The 19,977-nt window shown below is 44.4% G+C and carries 20 protein-coding genes; 18 read left to right on the forward strand and 2 right to left on the reverse strand.

Annotation, left to right across the window (positions count from 1 at the left end; all coding sequences use genetic code 11):
* Positions 1-4: 4 nt before the first annotated feature.
* Positions 5-1,357 carry a protoporphyrinogen/coproporphyrinogen oxidase gene (locus BLT41_RS04165; RefSeq protein ID WP_092158524.1) on the reverse strand — a complete coding sequence of 451 codons (1,353 nt, stop codon included), beginning with the start codon at positions 1,355-1,357 and terminating at the stop codon, positions 5-7.
* 217 nt (positions 1,358-1,574) lie between these two features.
* Between BLT41_RS04165 and BLT41_RS04170 the strand changes: the two genes are divergently transcribed.
* The 3 genes from BLT41_RS04170 (at position 1,575) to pstA (ending at position 4,876) form a co-directional block, all read left to right on the forward strand.
* A complete protein-coding gene (locus BLT41_RS04170) occupies positions 1,575-2,396 on the forward strand; it encodes a PstS family phosphate ABC transporter substrate-binding protein (protein ID WP_092158830.1) in 822 nt (273 codons plus the stop codon).
* A 574-nt stretch (positions 2,397-2,970) separates the two neighbouring features.
* The gene (gene pstC / locus BLT41_RS04175) at positions 2,971-3,888 is read left to right on the forward strand and encodes a phosphate ABC transporter permease subunit PstC (protein ID WP_092158832.1); all 918 of its coding nucleotides are present in this window, start codon (positions 2,971-2,973) and stop codon (positions 3,886-3,888) included.
* 139 nt (positions 3,889-4,027) lie between these two features.
* Positions 4,028-4,876 carry a phosphate ABC transporter permease PstA gene (gene pstA / locus BLT41_RS04180; RefSeq protein WP_425283309.1) on the forward strand — a complete coding sequence of 283 codons (849 nt, stop codon included), beginning with the start codon at positions 4,028-4,030 and terminating at the stop codon, positions 4,874-4,876.
* A gap of 64 nt (positions 4,877-4,940) precedes the next feature.
* Here pstA and mnmL read toward each other — a convergent pair whose 3' ends face one another.
* Positions 4,941-5,915, reverse strand: coding sequence for a tRNA modification radical SAM protein MnmL/YtqA (gene mnmL, locus BLT41_RS04185; protein ID WP_092158528.1), 975 nt, complete (start codon positions 5,913-5,915; stop codon positions 4,941-4,943).
* Positions 5,916-6,147: 232 nt separating this feature from the next.
* Between mnmL and BLT41_RS04190 the strand changes: the two genes are divergently transcribed.
* The 15 genes from BLT41_RS04190 to BLT41_RS17395 all read left to right on the forward strand — a co-directional run bounded on the left by BLT41_RS04190 (position 6,148) and on the right by BLT41_RS17395 (position 19,969).
* The gene (locus tag BLT41_RS04190; RefSeq protein ID WP_092158530.1) at positions 6,148-7,188 is read left to right on the forward strand and encodes a rod shape-determining protein; all 1,041 of its coding nucleotides are present in this window, start codon (positions 6,148-6,150) and stop codon (positions 7,186-7,188) included.
* A gap of 205 nt (positions 7,189-7,393) precedes the next feature.
* Positions 7,394-8,239 carry a rod shape-determining protein MreC gene (mreC, locus tag BLT41_RS04195; protein ID WP_092158532.1) on the forward strand — a complete coding sequence of 282 codons (846 nt, stop codon included), beginning with the start codon at positions 7,394-7,396 and terminating at the stop codon, positions 8,237-8,239.
* A 1-nt stretch (position 8,240) separates the two neighbouring features.
* Positions 8,241-8,705, forward strand: coding sequence for a hypothetical protein (locus BLT41_RS04200; protein WP_092158535.1), 465 nt, complete (start codon positions 8,241-8,243; stop codon positions 8,703-8,705).
* Complete coding sequence (mrdA, locus tag BLT41_RS04205; RefSeq protein ID WP_092158537.1) at positions 8,689-10,500, forward strand: penicillin-binding protein 2; 1,812 nt, start codon at positions 8,689-8,691, stop codon at positions 10,498-10,500. The genes BLT41_RS04200 and mrdA overlap by 17 nt, the downstream gene beginning before the upstream one ends.
* The gene (rodA, locus tag BLT41_RS04210; RefSeq protein ID WP_092158539.1) at positions 10,500-11,615 is read left to right on the forward strand and encodes a rod shape-determining protein RodA; all 1,116 of its coding nucleotides are present in this window, start codon (positions 10,500-10,502) and stop codon (positions 11,613-11,615) included. Before mrdA ends, rodA begins: the two co-directional genes overlap by 1 nt.
* A 49-nt stretch (positions 11,616-11,664) precedes the next feature.
* Positions 11,665-12,033, forward strand: coding sequence for a bactofilin family protein (locus tag BLT41_RS04215; RefSeq protein ID WP_092158834.1), 369 nt, complete (start codon positions 11,665-11,667; stop codon positions 12,031-12,033).
* Positions 12,034-12,175: 142 nt separating this feature from the next.
* A complete protein-coding gene (locus tag BLT41_RS04220; protein WP_092158541.1) occupies positions 12,176-12,592 on the forward strand; it encodes a F0F1 ATP synthase subunit B in 417 nt (138 codons plus the stop codon).
* Between the two features lie 30 nt (positions 12,593-12,622).
* The gene (locus BLT41_RS04225; protein WP_425283305.1) at positions 12,623-13,195 is read left to right on the forward strand and encodes a F0F1 ATP synthase subunit B; all 573 of its coding nucleotides are present in this window, start codon (positions 12,623-12,625) and stop codon (positions 13,193-13,195) included.
* Positions 13,192-13,743 (forward strand): F0F1 ATP synthase subunit delta, encoded by a 552-nt coding sequence (locus tag BLT41_RS04230; RefSeq protein ID WP_092158545.1) that lies wholly within the window; start codon positions 13,192-13,194, stop codon positions 13,741-13,743. Before BLT41_RS04225 ends, BLT41_RS04230 begins: the two co-directional genes overlap by 4 nt.
* A 4-nt stretch (positions 13,744-13,747) precedes the next feature.
* Positions 13,748-15,256, forward strand: a complete 1,509-nt coding sequence (gene atpA, locus BLT41_RS04235; RefSeq protein ID WP_092158547.1) for a F0F1 ATP synthase subunit alpha — start codon at positions 13,748-13,750, stop codon at positions 15,254-15,256.
* 15 nt (positions 15,257-15,271) lie between these two features.
* Positions 15,272-16,150 carry a F0F1 ATP synthase subunit gamma gene (locus tag BLT41_RS04240; RefSeq protein ID WP_092158549.1) on the forward strand — a complete coding sequence of 293 codons (879 nt, stop codon included), beginning with the start codon at positions 15,272-15,274 and terminating at the stop codon, positions 16,148-16,150.
* 17 nt (positions 16,151-16,167) lie between these two features.
* A complete protein-coding gene (gene atpD / locus BLT41_RS04245) occupies positions 16,168-17,571 on the forward strand; it encodes a F0F1 ATP synthase subunit beta (protein WP_092158551.1) in 1,404 nt (467 codons plus the stop codon).
* A 14-nt stretch (positions 17,572-17,585) separates the two neighbouring features.
* Positions 17,586-18,014, forward strand: a complete 429-nt coding sequence (locus tag BLT41_RS04250) for a F0F1 ATP synthase subunit epsilon (RefSeq protein WP_092158553.1) — start codon at positions 17,586-17,588, stop codon at positions 18,012-18,014.
* 364 nt (positions 18,015-18,378) lie between these two features.
* Positions 18,379-19,761: a bifunctional UDP-N-acetylglucosamine diphosphorylase/glucosamine-1-phosphate N-acetyltransferase GlmU gene (gene glmU / locus BLT41_RS04255; RefSeq protein ID WP_092158555.1), complete on the forward strand. Its 1,383-nt coding sequence runs from the start codon at positions 18,379-18,381 to the stop codon at positions 19,759-19,761.
* Positions 19,762-19,792: 31 nt separating this feature from the next.
* Entirely contained in the window at positions 19,793-19,969 is a 177-nt protein-coding gene (locus BLT41_RS17395) for a hypothetical protein (RefSeq protein WP_170830301.1), read from the forward strand.
* The last annotated feature ends 8 nt before the right edge of the window (positions 19,970-19,977 follow it).

Here is a 19,977-nt window from a genome sequence, read left to right on the forward strand (position 1 = left end):
ATGATTAGCTTATCCTGTAAGTGGTTTCGGGCTGTCCATTAATCATTCTCTCAGCCCATTCGACTCCCTGCATTACTGAGTGGTCCATGTTTGAGACTTCATATTTCCAGCCTCCGAAGCGGCCTCGGGAATAGATGTCCATGGATTCAAGTGCAGGCTGCAAAATCATTAACGCTTCATCGCGTTGCAGGCAAGGTATGGGATAGCCGTAATCCACATTTATTGACCAGCGGGAGATAATATTTTTCCTGTCTTCTTCATTAATCAGCGCAGTGTTGATCAATCCATCTTCCACTTCTTTAACTATTTGATTGTGATCAACTATTTTATGATTTGAGTAGGAAACTTCACACATCAGTGCTCGCCCCTGTCCGGGGATAGGAGTGTTGTTGGGTGAGTAGTTGTGAAAATTGGTGACACGGTAAAAAGGGCTGTCGTCTTCAGGGAAATACATCCAGCACCGGGAATCTTTTTTGGATGTAGAAAGTCCTAATCCAACGACTATAACGCTGTTATGCTTAAGCATCTCTGCTGCATTTGTAAGCGTGTCCGATGATTTTTCAAGCCATTTCTTGATCAAAATATCAATCGGTCCGGTACTTAGCAGATATTCATATTCAAAGGTGTTGCCTTCGGAATCGTAAATAATTTTATTTTTCTGATCAATTGAAGTTACACTGGTGTTATATAAAATATGACTGCTGACCGTTTCTGCCAGTTTACGATAAATTGACCCTGTTCCACCTTTCAGAGGGAAACGGAATTTATTGTTAGGCCCCCATGAAAGCTGATCCCGTTCAAGGATAATATTTTTTATCACTGTTTTAAGATCAATAACGCTTACTCTTTCTCCAATCCACGAAAATGACATTGATTCAGGTGGCGTAGCCCATACCTTATAATTATATGGAAGCATAAAATGTTTAGCGATGCCTTCTCCGAAGGTATTGTTAATCCATTCAAAAAAGTTTGAGGGGGCTTCTTCGGATCTTACACCGGGAAGAAGTCCTCTAACGCATTCCCATTTTTTGAGATTAGGTAAGTGTCTTATATTATTTTGAAAAGGGTAGGGAATCCATACTTTGGCGGCTCTTATCCATGATTCGCGTAGATGTTCTATATATTCATCTACCAAAATCTCGGCCAAGAGTTGATCGTAATATTCATAATGAGAAAAAACCACATGTCCGCCGATATCCCAAGTGAACCCTTTTTCATCGGTAAAACTGGAAGCTAGTCCGCCCGCATGGGAATTTTTTTCCAGTACAATGAATGATTTTTCACCTAGCTCTTTCAGTCTTCTTGCAGCACCGAGACCTGTTGGACCCGCGCCGACTATGGCATATTTGATCTTCAATGAAATTACTCCGCCTTAGGTTTTTATAATTAAAGGGAAGTAAGCAAGGTGTATGCCAGCATCAGAAATTTGATAAATTGAATATAAATTCTTCTGTAACCTACCTTTCTCTTTGTCGTAACAGGTTTGTAACCAAATTCAGATAGACCCTATCTCAATGACAAAAACGGACACGGTGAAACAGCGTCTGCAAAAATCCAAATTCAGAGGGAAAAAAATGAAATCTAGAATTATCGCCTTAGTAGCAATGATGGTAATGGCGTTTACAGGATCAGCTTTTGCAGGATCAATCCAAGTTAAAGGCTCTACTACTGTTCTGCCATTGATGCAGAAATCTGTTGAAACTTTTATGGCTGCAAATCCTAATGTATCAATTTCAATTTCAGGTGGCGGATCAAGTAACGGCGCAAAAGCTCTTATCGACGGAACAACTGATATCGCAATGATGTCCCGTGACATGAAACCCGCAGAAATTCAGAAAGCAACTGATAACGGCCGCAAGCCTGTTCAGTTCATAGTAGCTCTTGATTGCATCGTTCCCGTTGTGAATCCGGCTAACCCTGTTTCAGGACTCAGCGTTGAACAGCTTCACGGAATTTACACCGGTAAAATTACTAACTGGAAAGAAGTTGGCGGCGCTGATGATCAGATAGTTGTAATTTCACGTGACACTTCTTCCGGTACTTATGATTGCTGGAAATCTAAAGTCATGCGCGCTACCGGACTGAAAAGCCGTGTATTCCCCGGAGCTCTTCTTCAAGCCTCAAACGGTGCAGTTGCACAGGCTGTTTCCAAGAATAAAAAAGCAATCGGTTATGTCGGCCTTGCTTACCTTAATAAAGAACTCAAAGGTGTTTCTGTAAACGGCGTGACTCCTTCAGTTAAAACCGCAAAAGATAAATCCTACCCAATTTCCCGCGGTCTTAATATCTATACTCCCGGTGCTCCTGCCGGTGAAGCAAAGGGGCTTATCGATTACATGATGAGCCCGGCAGGCCAGAATCAGGCTGCTGAAATTGGATTTATACCAGTAAAATAATAATCGTTCAGTTTGGGATTTAGTGAATTCAAAAAATACTCCGGGAGGCTTTTCCTCCCGGAGATTTGTCAGTCTTACAATTCATAATTGCGTAATTTATATTTAATTCAAATTTTATATCAGGGGAATAGTCGTGATTACGTCCCGAAATATCTGTTTATTATTAATAATTTTTGCGGTGATGAGCGGTGTTTATGCGTATAAACTTTCCAGCTCTACCGAAGCCGAACAGATTTTTATTTCTGCTACTGAAAAAGTGGCTAAAAGGGGAGATTACTCAATGAGCTCTGTTGGAGGGCTCAAGAAAGTCATGATGCTGTCAGTTCATGAAGTGACGGAAGGATCAGAAGAGTTAAGCTTATCTGAGGCTGAAAAGGAACTTAGAGTCAGGGAACTTAATTCAGAGTTGAATAAAATTTACGCATATGTTCGCACTGATCGAGCTGTGATGAATAAAAGCAAGAATGGTGCAGATGCCGAACTGTTTACATTAATCAAGCAAAGTACCGAGAACATGATTTCTTCAAGGGCTGGAGGGTGGTATATATTCAGCTCCCTTCTCGGTTTTGCTGGAATGGTTCTTTTTATCTTGAAAGCTCTCAATCTCAGTCGTCGTTCTACAGAGCGGTTAATCCATTCCGCTTTTCTGGTAACAGCTTTTACTTCAATACTCGTTCTGTTTCTGATTATGGCGTTCTTATTTATTGAAGGGCTTCCGGTGTTCAACTTTGTTTCGGTAAAAGATTTTATTTTCGGAGTTGAATGGTACCCGACTGACGAACCTGCTGCGTTCGGGATATGGCCGCTTATTGTCGGGTCCGGAGCTGTTACATTGTTATCCTCTCTCATCGCGATTCCGCTTGGTGTGATGACCGCAATTTATCTTGCGGAGATTGCTCCTACAAAGGTGCGTGATATCGTAAAACCAGCAGTAGAAATGCTGGCCGCGTTACCTTCTGTTGTAATCGGTTTTTTCGGGATGGTTGTTGTCGCTCCTTTTTTACAGGAAACCTTTGATATTGCGGTAGGTCTTAATCTTTTCAATGCCTCGGTGATGCTGGCCTTCATGGCGGTTCCGACTATCACAAGTATTTCAGAGGACGCTCTTTATTCCGTTCCTCCAGAGCTTAAAGAGGCTTCTCTCGCTTTGGGTGCTACGCACTGGCAGAGTATTTATAAAGTCATGGTTCCCGCATCCTTGTCGGGTATTTCAACAGGAATAATTCTGGGCATGGCCCGTTCAATCGGGGAAACCATGGTTGTTTTGATGGTTGCCGGCGGAGCGGGAATGCTTCCGAATTCCATTTTTGATCCGGTGCGCCCGATGCCTGCTTCTATTGCGGCCGAGATGGGCGAAGCTCCTTTCCACAGTGAACATTACCATGCTCTTTTTGCCATAGGTATGGTGCTGTTTTTGTTCACAATGGTTTTCAATCTAATTGCCGATCATGTGGCTCATAAATATAAACAGGTCGGTTCAGCCACTCTTTAGTGGAAGCTGTCAGTAAACTTAATAACGGGGAATAATGATGAGTAACTCCGCTGAAACTATAGAGCAGGTTGATTTGATGTTTGGTAATGAGTGTGAAGCAAGCGAAAGTATGCTTGAGCCTGAGCAGGGCAATTATTCCATGAGAGAGAAAGTACAGAAGGTCGTCTTTATGCTGTTTAAAGCCGCCGCCGCTATTAACGGTCTGGCTTTACTCATTATATGTGGATTCGTTCTCTATTATGGGTTGCCTGCAATGAGCTGGGAATTTTTGACTGAAAATCCCAGAAATTCGATGACTGAGGGAGGAATCCTTCCATGTATCGTAGGGACGATTGTTCTTAGTTACGGAGCGTTGATGGTTGCATTGCCTTGGGGAGTCGCCACAGCAATTTATCTCAATGAATACGCTACATCACCCAGACTTGTGCGGATTTTAAGGTTGGGGATTAATAATCTTGCCGGAGTTCCTTCGGTTGTGTTCGGACTTTTCGGTTTGTCGTTATTTGTAACTGTGATGGGAATGGGCGTAAGTATTATGGCCGGAGTCTGTACGCTCGGGGCGCTGGCTTTACCGCTTGTTATCGGGGCATCCGAGGAAGCTTTACGTTCTGTTCCGCAAACTTATAGAGAAGCCTCGCTTGGGCTTGGTGCTACTAAATGGCAGACCATTTACAGGGTTGTTCTTCCCGCCGCTTTGCCCGGCATGTTGACTGGCGCAATTCTTACACTTTCACGGGCCGCAGGTGAAACTGCCGCGATTATGTTTACTGCCGCAGTATTTTTCACCCCTGAAATGCCTGAATCTCTTTTTGATGATGTAATGGCGCTGCCCTATCATATATATGTACTGGCAACAGCCGGAACAGAAATTGAAAAAACAAGACATATTCAATACGGAACATCCCTTGTTCTTATAACTTTGGTTCTGGGTATGAATATGATGGCTATATATATCAGAGCTAGAATGCAGAAAAAACTCGCAAGGTAATTCTCTCCATTTTAGTCTCGCAAGAAAGCCCGTATCAAAATGAATTTTTTACGGGCTTTAAACTTTATATTTTTCGTTTTCTACCGGGTGGAAGGTGGTCGGGACCAAACCATTCAGGAGGGGACGTCGGGCTGTCCTCTCTTGCACAACCCTGCCAGAGATCATTGTTTTCAAACATCATATCAATCGCGTTCTGAACATTTCTTTTATGTTCAATCCAGTCCGGTGCCACCAGTTCACCCGGCGCAGGGTCGGCATTCAGTCTGTGGATAACAATGTCGGTTCGTAAAATGGATACGGCAGTTTCAAGCATATCAAGGTATTCTTCCATGGAGAAAGGGGTGAATTCTCCCCGGTCATACATTTCCTGCAAGGGAGTGCCGTGACTTATATAGAGATTATGAAATTTGATTCCTGAAATAGGAAGACTGTTAATAAATTCAACCGTTGCAATGAAATCTTTCTTCGATTCCCCCGGCAATCCTGCGATAACGTGTGCACAGACCTCGATTTCATACGAGTCCGCAAGTATAACCGCATCAGCAAAACACTTTGCGTCATGCCCTCTGTTGATCAAAGCCAGAGTTGTATCATTTGAACTTTGAAGTCCCAGTTCAAGCCATGTTTCTTTTAGATTAAGATCTTTTATCAATTGGAGCTTTTCAGCATCAATGCAGTCAGGACGGGTTCCAATACATATGCCGGCAAGCCCGGGAAGATCCCGGAGTTGATCAAACGCGCACTTTACCTGTTCCAACGTTCCATACGTGTTGGTGTAGGATTGCAGGTAGGCTAGAAATAGTTTTGCATTGTAAAGTCTGGTAAATTTTTTCGTCCAGAAATCCCACTGTTCAGGAATGGGTGTAGACTGAGAGTGCATGCCTGATCCAGAGCCGAGGGGGTTGCAGAAAATACACCCTTTTGTGGAAATGTTTCCGTCACGATTGGGACATGAAAATCCGAAGTCCAGCGGTACTTTCTGGACCCTTTTCCCGAAATTTTGTCTTAGTCGGGCAGCAAGCCCGTAAAAACGATACATGAAGACTCCTTTTATTCTGAATCGAGGCAGTGTATTAAACTATTTTTTATTTATATCAAAATATACAGTGTGTTAACAGTGTTAAGAAGTGGTTGGCGTAATTGGTGTAATATGTTGCCTGTAGCAATTTCTTCTGCTAGTTATTACCAAGGAATTTCTTTTGATATAAGGAAAGTTAGCGTCTGCTGAGGCGTCGTTCGAATCACATTTTTTTTGGAGTTTCCAGTAGAATATGGCATCTATATTTGACAAGATACTCGGCTCGTTTTCCAATGACCTTGCAATTGATCTCGGTACTGCAAACACCTTGGTCTATGTAAAGGGAAAAGGCGTAATGCTCAGCGAACCTTCGGTTGTCGCTGTGAAGCGGGATGTTAATGGCGTAAGTAAAGTTCTCGCCGTAGGGATGGAAGCCAAGAAAATGCTTGGTAGAACTCCCGGTAACATTGTCGCGATCAGACCAATGAAAGACGGTGTTATCGCCGACTTCGAAGTAACTGAAGCTATGTTGCGTCATTTCATTTCAAAAGTCCACAATAGCCGTAGACTGGTAAGGCCCCGGATAATGATCTGTGTGCCTACCGGCATAACACAGGTTGAAAAGAGAGCTGTTAAAGAGTCCGCACAGAGTGCCGGAGCCCGTGAGGTTTATCTTATTGAAGAACCCATGGCAGCAGCAATCGGAGCGGATCTTCCCATCACCGAACCTACCTCAAACATGGTAGTTGATATCGGCGGTGGTACCTCTGAAATAGCAGTTATTTCTCTATCCGGTATCGTATACGCCCGCTCTGTAAGAGTCGGTGGAGATAAGATGGATGAATCCATCATGCAGCATGTAAAACGTAAGTATTCTATGTTGATCGGAGAAAGCACCGCAGAGCGTATCAAAATTAAAATAGGTTCCGCATTTCCTCTTGAAGAAGAGATTGAAATGGAAGTCAAAGGTCGTGACCTTGTGACCGGAATACCTCAGAATATTTTGATTACTTCTGCAGAGATCAGAAAAGCTATTTCTGAACAGGTCGACAGTATTGTTCAAGGAGTTCGTGTTGCTTTGGAACAGACTCCTCCTGAGCTTGCTGCGGACATAGTTGATAGAGGTATTGTGCTGACTGGCGGCGGAGCTTTGCTTAAGGGCTTAGATCAACTGCTCAGTCAGGAAACACACCTTCCTATCACTGTTGTCGATAATCCTCTAAATGCTGTAGTTATCGGTTCCGGAAAGGCTCTCGAGCATCTGGATATTTATAAAGAAGTTACAATCGATTAGCTTCAATTTTTTGCGGTGGATTAACAGAGAGTGCATTTTTTCTTGCTAAGTGCATAGTTTTGACGGTGATGAATTCGTCAAAACTATGCACTTAGAAATATGCTGTGCTGTGTCAGTCGGCGGCAATTTTTTTTGCTTAATAAATTTTCAAGAAACAGTGTCATGTGTTTGGTTCGATCCCTTTATGTAAGTTAGAGGATTTAGTTTGAAGCTCAAGCGTACCGCTATAGCCATCATCGTAGGCTTATTTATCTACCTCAGCCTTTATTCGTGGAATCTGCGATCAGGGCAACTCGATCGTTTAGCGGATTATACAGGGCTTGAAATTGTTAAGTGGTCCTTATGGCCCGGAGAATGGGTTCTCGATAAGTCTGTGGGCTTCTGGGATAGGTATATTTATCTCGTCGGGTTGAAGGAACAGAATGATCAGCTGAGTTCTCAAAATAATTTAATGCGTCTTGAAATTATGACGCTTAGAGAAAAGGCTGAAGAATCTGAAAGGTTTCAGGAACTACTCACTTTTTCACCGGAAGAGGGTTGGTACGTCGACGGAGCAAGAGTCATTGCCCATAGGATGGGCCCTTCTGCCGCTCTGGATTCTATCATACTGAGTAAGGGTGCTATTTCCGGCGTAGTTGCCGACACTCCTGTGCTGACGCCTCTCGGTGTCGTAGGCAGAGTTGTACAGCCCGGCCTTTCCTCTTCTAAAGCTTTGCTGATCACTGATCTTAACAGCAGAATTTCAGTCAGAGGGCAACTTCACAGATCTACCGGTTTGCTGGTGGGCAGTGGGGAAAGTGAAACTCTGAATGTAAAGTATATGAAGCTTAACGCTCCTGTCTCAGAGGGAGAAATCCTTGTTACATCTGGTCTGGCTGGACTTTATCCTCCCGGACTTCCTATTGCAAAAGTCGTATCAGTTGAACGGTCTGATATTTCATTATTCCTTAAGGTTGAAGCTGTCCCGCTGGTTGATATGGAGAATACAGAAGAAGTTCTTCTGCTTCATAGAAATGTTGCGGATAATTCAACTTCACCGGAAGGGAATTAGTATGTTTTCTTTTTTTTGGTGGGCGGCTTTTACGGTTGTCGGAATCTGGGCACAGAGAATTGTGCCCGGGGTAGATTTTCTCGCTCCGGGTCTTTTGCTTTGTATCCAGATGGAAAAGAAAACTTTATTTTTCTGGTTGATTCTTGTGTGGTCTTTAATACAGGAAGGGGCAGGCGGTCTGCCTTTCGGTTATTCTCTTCTCTGGTATTCCTCCATCTATGTCGTTTATCGTTGTGGAGCCATGTTCTTTGATGTGCAGAGTTTTATGTTTGCTCTACTTTGCGCCGCCGGATTAGGCGTTCTGCACCCTCTTCTTACAGGAATGATGGCGATGCTTGCGGATATGAACTGGGCTTCTGACCGCTATCTTTTTGAAGGAATTTTGCAATTTATTATATTCCCGCTAGAGTGGCTTTTTTTAAAATATATCTATCCGGAACGGTTGAAGCATGAGTTCACTGTATGAAGCAAAATCTCAGCAGCCTCCGAAAACGGGATTGCTGTTACTGCAGGGGCTTATACTCCTGCTTTTTTGTGTTTTTGCGCTTAGATTTTGGTTTTTGCAGATTCATAAAGGAGCTTATTTTGCAGAGCAGGCGAAAAATAATCAGCTCAGGCAGGATAGGCTGTATGCTCCACGTGGGCTGATCAGAGACCGTACTGGTAAACTTTTATCTTTAAATGAACCTGCATATGCTTTGGGTCTTGTGCGTGAAGACTGTAAAGACTTAGAGGCAACACTTAAAACTGTTTCTGAGTGGACAGGTGAAGATCTTTTAAAGCTCAAAGAAACTTTCAAGAAATCCCGCAAACGCGTAAAGCCGTTTGAACCACTGATTTTAGCTCCTAACCTTACTTTTAAGCAGGTGGCCATGATTGAGGCGAATGCATTGCATTGGCCCGGTCTTGAGGTTGTTGTGCGTCCTAGAAGGCAATACCTGCAAGGCCCGCTCTTGTCTCATGTCCTCGGCTATGTTGCAGAATCCGGAGAAGATGAACTTGAAGCTGACGAAGACCTTGCTGTGGGAGATTTTGTCGGCAAGCAGGGACTTGAATCTGTCCTTGAAAAAAGATTTCGCGGTGTAAAGGGACGAAGACAGCTCGAAGTTGACGCCACAGGAAGGCGGCTTAAAGAGAGAATTTTAAGTCCCCCTGTAGCAGGTGAAGATATAGATCTTTCCATTGATTTAGGGCTTCAGGAGTTGGGCGGAAAGCTTCTCAAAGGAAAAGCCGGGGCTGTAGTGGTCATGAACCCGGATAACGGACAGATACTGGCTTTTGTAAGTTCTCCTTCATACGATAATAATTCTTTCACCTCAGGGCTTAGTCAGAAAGAATGGGCTGAGTTGCGTGATGATCCTATGCACCCGTTGCAAAATCGCGTTATTCAAAGTGTTTATCCTCCAGGATCAGTTTTCAAAATAGCAGTGGCCGCATGCGGACTTCACTACAATATGATTAATCCGAAGGATACGGTTTATTGCCCCGGGTTTGTTAAGCTTGGTAAATATACTTTTCGTTGCTGGAAAAGGGGCGGTCACGGTGACGTGAATCTAGAGGATGCCTTGGTTCAGTCATGCGATGTTTATTTTTATAAACTTGGTATGAAACTCGGTGTTGACCGGATCAGTGACTTTGCAAAGAAAGCAGGGTTCGGTGAGCTGACAGGTATCTCATTGCCTCATGAGAAACCGGGGTTGATTCCGTCTCGTGTGTGGAAACGAAAGCGGTTCGGCGAGATGTGGCATCCTGGTGAAAATTTGAACATGGCGATAGGGCAGGGATATACACTTACTTCCCCTTTGCAGGTCGCGAGATTTCTTTCGTCAATTGTCAACGGCGGCAGATTGCTTCGTCCACAGCTTCTGGCGGGTGAACCGGCTGAGGAGCAGGGGCGGATACCAATGACAGAGGAACAGTTGCAAATCATTAGAAAAGCTATGATTGAAACTGTTGACGGACCTCGTGGTACAGCAAGAAGGCTCAGAATGAAGGGAGTTGTTGTGGGTGGTAAGACCGGTACAGCTCAGGTCGTTAAGCTTACTGATGAGCTGAAAAAAATGAAAGATGAAGATATTCCATACAAATATAGAGACCATGCATGGATGGTCAGTTTTGCTGAAAGAGGCGACCAGCGTTATGTTGTCGTCTGCTTGATAGAACACGGGTTGCACGGAGGCTCAGGAGCCGGGCCTGTGGTAAAAGCTCTTTATAAATATCTTTATGCCGAACAACCGAAAGACGAAGGGGTGGGAAATTAATGTCACCGATTGACAGAAGACTGCTCATCCATATGAACTGGTTTTTGCTGGGGCTCGCTGCATTACTGTTTTTTCTTGGCGTGATGAATCTCTATTCAGCCAGCGGATTCAGAATGGAAGACGGCATGAGTGTCAATTCCTTTTATCAAAAACAGCTGATCTGGGGGCTTATGGGGTTCGGCGGCATGCTAACCTTCATGCTCTTCGATTACAGGCATTTAAAGACTATAGCATGGCCTCTGTTCTGGGTTACAGTGTTGCTTCTGCTAGCAGTTCCTTTTGCGGGGAAAACTATTTACGGTGCACGTAGATGGATTGATCTGGGATTTTTTAATTTTCAGCCGAGTGAACTTGCTAAAATTACTATTCTGGTGATTGGAGCGAGAATTTTATCAAGAGATTTTGAGCCGCTCGGTTTCATGAAATTGGGATATGTATTTGTAGTGGGGCTTCTTCCGGCGGCAATGATTATTTTGCAGCCGGATCTCGGGTCCGGGCTTAATGTTCTGTTGATTCTGGGCGGAATGATTCTCTACAGAGGGCTTACTTCCAAAGTTTTCAAGACAATGGCCGTTGCGATTCCCTGTCTTATTCCTCTTGGGTGGCTTTTTATGCATGATTATCAAAAGAGACGGGTTATCTCTTTTATGAACCCTGCAAGTGATCCGCTCGGAGCCGGTTATCATATTATCCAGTCTGAAATAGCGATAGGTTCTGGAAGACTCTGGGGAAAAGGTTTTCTCGGTGGAACTCAAAGTCAGTTAAGATTTTTACCGGAGAAACATACTGACTTTGCTATTGCTGTTTTCGGAGAGGAATGGGGCTTTGTCGGAGCGATGTCTTTGCTTAGTATTTTCTGTGTTTTTTTATATCAAATGGTTGTAACCGCAAGAGATGCTAAAGATTTGTTTGGAAGCTATCTTGCGGCGGGCGTGTTCTTCTATTTCTTCTGGCAAATCCTTATCAATATGGGTATGGTCCTCGGATTAATGCCGGTAGTAGGCATCCCTCTACCATTTATCAGCTATGGTGGCAGTGCCACTGTGGTCAATTTTTGTCTTATTGGACTCGTTTTAAACGTGTCTATGAGACGTTACGTATTTAAACAGGGGTAGCCGCATGTTTGGGTTTTCTAAAATCGGCGCAGGGGGAAAAGGAGCACAAATGGCAAGAGACGAAATAAATGCTTTTCTAGGCAGCGGAACAGATTATCACGGGAAGCTGAGTTTTCAGGGCGCTGTGCGAATCGACGGGAACTTCAGCGGTGAAGTTGAGTCCGAAGGGACACTGGTCGTTGGTAAAGATGCCCGGGTTGAAGGTGTTTTGAGGATTGGTCAGCTTGTGCTGAGTGGCAAAGTTACCGGTGAAGTTTATGCTCGTGATAAAGCGGTACTCCACAAGACAGCCAACCTTCAAGGAGATCTGGTGACGCCGGTTCTTGTTGTGGAGGAAGGTGCAGTTTTGGAGGGGCGCGTTACTATGAGTTCAACCGGAGTTGAGGCGGTTGAAACTGAAACCGAAGAAATTAGTTAATTTTTTAACAAGCCAGTATTTACGGGGCTTGAAGGGGTAAGAGTAACCAGTTCAAATCGAAAAACCCTTTGACACGACCTCTAAAATTAGCTAAAGGGCCACTGACTTTGGACAAAAATTCACAACCTTTTCGGGAGCAGGCATGATTGATTTAGATATTAGCTTTTTTATTCAGTTAGCAAACTTCATCATCACCCTTCTTGTTCTCAACCTTCTTATGTTTCGTCCGATTCGTGAAATTATTAGAAAGCGCTCTGAGCTTATGAGTGACCAACTTTCTAAGGTAGAAAATTTCACAAATTCGGCGAATTCGAAGGTCAAAGACTACGAAGTCGCTTTGGATGGTACCCGTAGAGAGGGTATGGACATTCGGAACGACTTCAAAGAACAGGGTGCCAAAGAAGAGCAGGCATTACTTTCTGCGGCAGGTAAGGTTGCAACAGTGACCTTGAAAGAAGCCCGTGCAGAAGTTGCATCTGAAAAAGGTGCGGCCTTGAAAGTTCTTGATGGTGAGATCGAAGCTTTTGCTCAGAAGGTTACAGCCAAGGTTCTTGGCTAGGCCTAATCAATATCGAAGGGGGGTTTAGCCTTGAAGCGGAAACACATGATCATGGCAATTGCCACTCTTACTGCATTGTTGGTAGCAGGCGCAGCCTGTGCCAGTGGTGGAGCGGGGGAACATGAGATTCCCTGGATGAACTTTACTTGGCGCGTTATCAACCTGATTTTGGTTCTTGGAATTCTTTACAAGTTTGCCGGCGAAAAAATTGCCGGACTCTTTAAAGGGCGTCAGGCCGGTATCAGGCAGGAGCTTAACGATTTGCAGGCCCGTAAGGAAGCTGCAGAGAAGAAGTTGCTTGACGTTGAAAAGAGTATTGCAAATCTGGAACAGGAAAAGGATGCAATCCTTGCCGAAGCCAGAGACCAGGGCGAATCCATGAAAGCGGCGATTATCCAGAAGGCAGAGCAGAGCGCTGAGCAGTTAAAAGCTCAGGCGAAAGTCTCCGCTGAGCAGGAATTTGTGATTGCCCTCGACGAAATGCGTGCAGAAATGGCTGATAAAGTCATCGAAGCCGCTGAGAAAATCGTCAAGAGCAAATTAACAAAAGCTCAGCATGAGAATCTTGTGGATGAATACTTAACAAAGGTGGTGCTCAATTGACCGGGAACATAGTCTCGCGCAGATACGCTAAGGCGCTGTTCTCTGTTGGCCAGAAGCAGGGAGAAGCAGACCTCGCGGCGTATGGTAAGGCACTGACCGAGTTGTCCCAGATCCTGGAAGATTCCCCGGAGGCCCTGAGGCTCTTTCAGAATCCTGTTTTCAGTGCGGAAGAAAAAAAATCCGTACTTGATAAACTGCTGGAAAAGACTTCGGCAGGACCTGTGGTTAAAAACTTTTGCAACCTTTTGGCCGACAAGGGTAGACTCGACTGCCTTCCTGAAATAGCAAGTGACTATTCAGGAATGCTGGACGCTATCCAGGGTGTCGTCCGGGGTAAACTCGTGACTGCTATTAAACTGACTCAAAAACGTCAGGTTGAAATTAAAGAACGTCTCGAAGATCAACTTAAGAGTAAGCTCGAACTTGAGTTTGCAATGAATAACGATATCCTTGGCGGTGTGGTTCTTCAGGTTGGAGATAAAGTTCTTGATGCAAGCATTCGCGCACAGCTGCAAATGATGAAAGAACAGATTAAAAGGGGTGTGTAGGGCCATGCAGATTAAAGCGGAAGAAATCAGCAAAATCATTGAAGATCAGATTCAAAATTATGAGTCTAAGGTCGAAATGAGCGAAACAGGTACCGTTCTTTTGGTTGGTGACGGTATCGCTCGTGTACACGGTGTTGAGAACGCAATGGCTATGGAACTCCTCGAGTTTCCTGGCGGCCTCATGGGCATGGTTCTCAACCTTGAAGAAGATAACGTCGGTGTCGCTCTCTTGGGCGATGATACCGGCATTAAAGAAGGCGACCCAGTAAAACGTACTGGCAAGCTTTTCTCCGTTCCAGTTGGACCGGCTGTTATGGGTCGTGTTGTTAACCCACTCGGTGAGCCAATTGATGGACTCGGACCAATCGAAGCTACTGAAACCCGTCCTGTTGAGCTTAAAGCTCCCGGTATCATCGCTCGTAAATCTGTACATCAGCCAATGTACACAGGCCTCAAGGCTATCGATGCAATGACTCCAGTTGGACGTGGACAGCGCGAACTCATCATTGGTGACCGTCAGGTCGGTAAGACCGCAGTTTGTCTTGATGCTATCCTCGCACAGAAAGATTCCGGTATTCATTGTTTCTACGTAGCTATCGGACAGAAGAAAGCAGCGGTTGCTCTTGTTGCTGACATTCTCCGTAAACACGGCGCAATGGAATACACCACAATCATTTCTGCAACAGCTTCTGAGCCAGCTCCTTTGCAGTTCATTTCTGCATACACAGGTGCTACCATGGCTGAATACTACCGTGACGGTGGTAATCACGCTCTGATCGCTTATGATGACCTTTCCAAACAGGCTGTTGCATACAGACAGATGTCCCTCCTGCTTCGTCGTCCTCCAGGACGTGAAGCTTTCCCTGGTGATGTTTTCTATTTACATTCACGTCTCCTCGAGCGTTCTTGTAAAGTTAACGACAGCCTCGGAGCTGGTTCTTTGACCGCATTGCCGATCATTGAAACTCAGGCTGGTGACGTTTCCGCATATATCCCGACCAACGTTATTTCTATTACTGATGGTCAGGTTTATCTTGAGCCAAACCTTTTCAACGCAGGTGTACGTCCAGCTATTAATGTTGGTCTGTCCGTTTCCCGTGTTGGTGGTGCAGCTCAGATCAAGGCTATGAAGCAGGTTGCCGGTACACTCCGTCTTGACCTTGCTCAGTATCGTGAACTCGCAGCTTTTGCTGCATTCGGTTCCGACCTTGACAAAGCGACTCAGCAGAAGCTGAACCGTGGTGCTCGTTTGGTTGAGCTTCTTAAGCAGTCTCAGTTTAAACCTATGAACGTTATGCAGCAGGTTATTTCTTTGTACGCCGGTACTCGCGGCCACATGGATGATGTTCCTGTTACTGCTGTTCGTAAGTTCGAAGAAGAACTTCTCGAATTCATCGCAAGTGCTAAGCCTGAAATTATGGAAGGCATTAAGACTAAGCAGGCTCTTGATGATGATATCGAAGGTAAGCTGAAGGCCGCTCTTGAAGAGTTTAAAAAAGGTTTCACAGCTTAATCCTGGGAGGTACTGATGGCTTCTCTTAAGGATGTCCAGAATCAAATAGTCAGTATTAAAAAGACTAAGCAGATTACCAAAGCGATGAACATGGTCGCGTCGGCTAAGCTGCGTGGCGCTCAGTCTAGAATTGACCGCTTCCGCCCTTACGCAGACAAGTTCTATGAAATGCTTGGTGATTTAGCAGCCGGAGCGGACTCTAGTGTCCACCCTCTGCTTGAAGTCCATGAAGAGATCAAGACTGTAGGCATTATGCTTATTACGTCTGATCGCGGACTTTGCGGTAGTTTTAATACGAATATGATAAACTCGGCCTTGAAATTGGCCGCAGAAAAGAAGGCTGAAGGTAAAACTGTAAAGTTCTACTGCATTGGTAAAAAAGGCCGCGCAGCTGCTAATAAAACCGAACATGAAATCGTTGAATCATATGCTGATGAAATGGGCTCATTCGATTTTAACCTCGCGATCACTATAGGCAACAAAGTAATTGATGCCTACCTTGCTGAAGAACTGGATGAAGTTTACCTTGTTTATGGAAAGTTTGTAAGTGTTGGTTCTCAGGTGCCTACAAGACTTAAAGTTCTGCCCATGTCTTCGGATGTTGCAGCAGACGAAATTGAGTCTACATCTTCTGGCGATTACATTTATGAACCTTCTGTTGAAGGTCTTCTCGCGGAGCTTCTGCCCCGTTTTGTGAAAGTTCAGGTCTATCGCGGTCTACTTGATACGTCTACCAGCGAACATGCTGCACGTATGGCTGCTATGGATAATGCATCCAGAGCATGCGACGACATGACTGAATCATTGACCTTGCTTTATAACAAAACTAGGCAGGCCGCTATTACCGCGGATCTTATGGACATTGTCGGCGGCGCAGAAGCGCTGAAAGGATAATATAGGGGGTTACTCGGATGAGTAAAATTATAGGTAAAATTGTTCAGGTTATCGGCGCCGTTGTTGACGTCGAATTCCCTGAAGGGCAATTGCCCAACATTCTGACTGCAGTACAGATTGACAACCCGAACAACACTGACGCTCCTGACCTCATTTGTGAAGTCGCACAGCATCTCGGTAATAACGTTGTTCGTACCATTGCTATGGACGCTACCGAAGGTCTCGTTCGTGGAATGGATGTTAATGCTCTAGGTATCGCAATTACCGTTCCTGTTGGTGATGCAGTGCTTGGTCGTATCCTGAACGTTGTTGGTCGCCCAGTGGATGAACTTGGCCCGATCGCATCTGACAAGGTTATGCCAATTCATCGTGCAGCTCCTGCATTTACTGAGCTTTCAACTAAAGTTGAATTGCTTGAAACCGGTATCAAAGTTGTTGACCTTCTCGTTCCCTTCCCCAAGGGCGGAAAAATGGGTCTCTTCGGCGGAGCTGGTGTTGGTAAAACCGTTATTCTCATGGAAATGATTAACAACATTGCGAAACAGCATGGTGGTAAATCTTGCTTCGCTGGTGTTGGTGAGCGTACCCGTGAAGGTAATGACCTCTATCACGAAATGAAAGACGCTGGTGTTCTTGAGAAATCAGCCCTCGTATACGGACAGATGAATGAACCTCCAGGGGCACGTGCTCGTGTTGCTCTGACTGCACTTACCATCGCTGAATACTTCCGTGATGTTGAAGGTGAAGACGTTCTTCTGTTCGTTGATAATATCTTCCGCTTCACACAGGCTGGTTCCGAAGTCTCCGCACTTCTCGGACGTATGCCTTCCGCTGTTGGTTACCAGCCTACTCTGGGAACTGACCTTGGTGGACTTCAGGAACGTATTACTTCCACAAACAAAGGTTCTATTACCTCTGTTCAGGCTGTATACGTACCTGCTGATGACCTTACTGACCCTGCACCAGCAACAACATTCTCTCATCTTGACGGAACACTTGTTCTTTCCCGTCAGATTGCAGAGCTTGGTATTTACCCTGCTGTTGACCCTCTTGACTCCACATCACGTATTCTCGACCCCAATATCCTTGGTGCCGAACATTACAATACTGCTCGTGAAGTTCAGATGGTTCTGCAGAAATACAAAGATCTTCAGGACATCATCGCCATTCTCGGAATGGACGAATTGTCAGATGAAGATAAGCAGACTGTTGCACGTGCTCGTCGCATCCAGCGTTTCCTTTCTCAGCCTTTCCACGTTGCTGAAGTTTTCACCGGTACCCCCGGCGTTTACGTAAAGCTCGAGGAATCTGTTAAGGCATTCAGAGGAATCCTTGACGGCGAATACGATGATATGGCTGAAAACTCTTTCTATATGGTTGGCGGAATTGACGAAGCCATCGAAAAAGAGAAAAACAAATAGCATAGGACGCGATTATGGCTAGTAAGCTCCTCTTGGAAATCGTTACTCCTGATCGCAAGGTCCTTTCTCAGGAAGTCGACTATGTCGGCGCCCCTGGGATTGAGGGTGAGTTTGGTATAATGGCCAATCATATACCCTTCCTTTCAGCTCTCGGCGTTGGAAACCTTTATTATAAAGAAGGTTCTCGTACTCACTATATATTCGTTTCCGGTGGCTTCGCAGAAGTTGGAAACAATAAAGTGACTATATTAGCGGAAGTTGCTGAAAAGGCCGTTGAGATCGATATCGCTCGGGCTCAAAAAGCTCAGGAAAAAGCGAAACTTCGTATGACGAAAGCTCAGGATCGCATTGAATCAGCTCGTGCACAGGCAGCTCTTCAGAGAGCTCTTGCCCGCCTAAGCTGTAAAGATGCGGCTCAGCATGCAGGAACAACAACTCACTAGAGTTTAGTTTCAGCCTCAAAAGCCCCATGGCTATTTAGGAGCAGACTGTTTTAACAGTCTGCTCCTTTTTTTCGGAAAATTTATATTTATGTGAAAAACGACATTTATTCGTGGATTAATATTTGATTATTAAGTTTTATTTATTTCAATTTATGTGTTGTAAAAAATATGAATGCAATTGAAGTTATATCTAGTAAATATGCAAATCATTTAAATCGATCACAAGCACGTGTAAGTGTATGGAATTGTGTTGTTATATTTTGCAGATCATACCGAAAATAATTTAGATTTTAAATCTTTGTTCATTTACTCTGGTAATGCAACCTGATAACTAGTTGCCAGTAATAAATACGGAGAGATTATAATGCACGATTCATTTGCCTGTGCCCTCGTCCTCGCTGGAGGAAAAGGAACACGTATGCACTCTGAGAAGCCTAAGGTTCTTAAGACTCTTTTAGGCGAATCAATGCTCTATTATGTTTACAACGCCTTGCGTCCATCCATCGGTGATGAGATATTTACAATAGTTGGTTTCGGTTCCGAATATGTTGAAGATTCTTTTCCTCAAATGAAGGAGAAGTTTGTTCTTCAAAAAGAGCAACTCGGAACCGGGCACGCCTTGCAGCAAGGTTGGGAGCGGATTAAAGCTTCCGGTCTTGAATACTGTCTGGTCATAAACGGAGATACTCCGCTTATAGGTGCAAAATCTGTCAGTGATTTTCTGGAAGCGGTTAAAGAAGACGGTGCCGACTTGTCTTTTGTTACAATCACGCCTAAAGACCCGTGTCAGTTCGGGCGGGTGATTCGTAATAAGGCGGGTCAGGTTACGGCAATTGTTGAAGCGAAAGATTATGACGAGTCTGTTTATGGACCTGTCAGCGGTGAAGTGAATGCCGGAATTTACTGTCTGAAAATATCAGCTGTAGAAGAATTATTGTCCAAGCTTACCAATGAAAACAAAAGTGGTGAGTATTATATTACTGATTTGGTCGATCTCGCCGTTGAATGCGGAATGAATGTGACGGCCGTTGATTGTGGAGATTCAGTTGATCTCATGGGTATTAATAATCCTTATGAGCTTGCAAATGCGGAATCAACGTTAAGAATGAGAATTGCAGAAAATTGGTTGCGTTCCGGCGTAATAATCCATAATTGGGAGTCCGCAGTTATCGGGCCTCGTGTAAAGATCAAGCCGGGTGTAGAAATTACTGGACCATGCGAGCTTTATGGTGAAACTTCTATTGCATCGGGTGCAGTAATTAAATCTCACGTTGTAATTACTGATAGCAGTATTGCCGAGAATGCCGAAATTAAGGCATACAGTCATTTAGAAGAAGCAAATGTCGGCCCCAAGTGTGCAGTAGGTCCTTACGGTCGACTTCGTCCGGGGGCTGTTCTTGAAGAAGGGGCAAAGATAGGAAATTTTGTTGAGATGAAAAAGGCTGTCCTTGGAAAAGGAGCAAAAGCCGGTCATCTGACTTACCTTGGAGACAGTGAAATCGGGGCGGGGACAAATATCGGTGCAGGGACAATTACCTGCAATTATGACGGAAAAAATAAGTTTAAAACCATAATAGGTGAAAACGCATTTATCGGTAGTAACACAGCTCTTATAGCTCCTGTCACTATCGGACGCGGCGCACTGATTGCTGCCGGATCAACTATTACTAAAGATGTGAATGACGGTGATTTAGCTGTAGCTAGATCAAAGCAAGTCAACATTTCCCGGACTTCTCAGAAGTCTTGATTTTGTAAAGATAAGGTATTAGGTTAGAAGAATGGAAATAATCGCTCAATTGGAAGAACGTTTCGATAAAATGTTGCAAAAGATTAAACAACTCGAAGAAGAGAATGCTTTTCTTCTTGAAGAGATTGAGCAGGAGAAACAGCGCAAGGACGAAGTCCGAGGGCGTATTGAGTTTCTTCTGAGTAAAGTTGAAGGAAATCTTGAATAAGAGTTTTT

The sequence above is a fragment of the Maridesulfovibrio ferrireducens genome (genome assembly GCF_900101105.1).
Taxonomy (GTDB): Bacteria; Desulfobacterota; Desulfovibrionia; order Desulfovibrionales; family Desulfovibrionaceae; genus Maridesulfovibrio; species Maridesulfovibrio ferrireducens.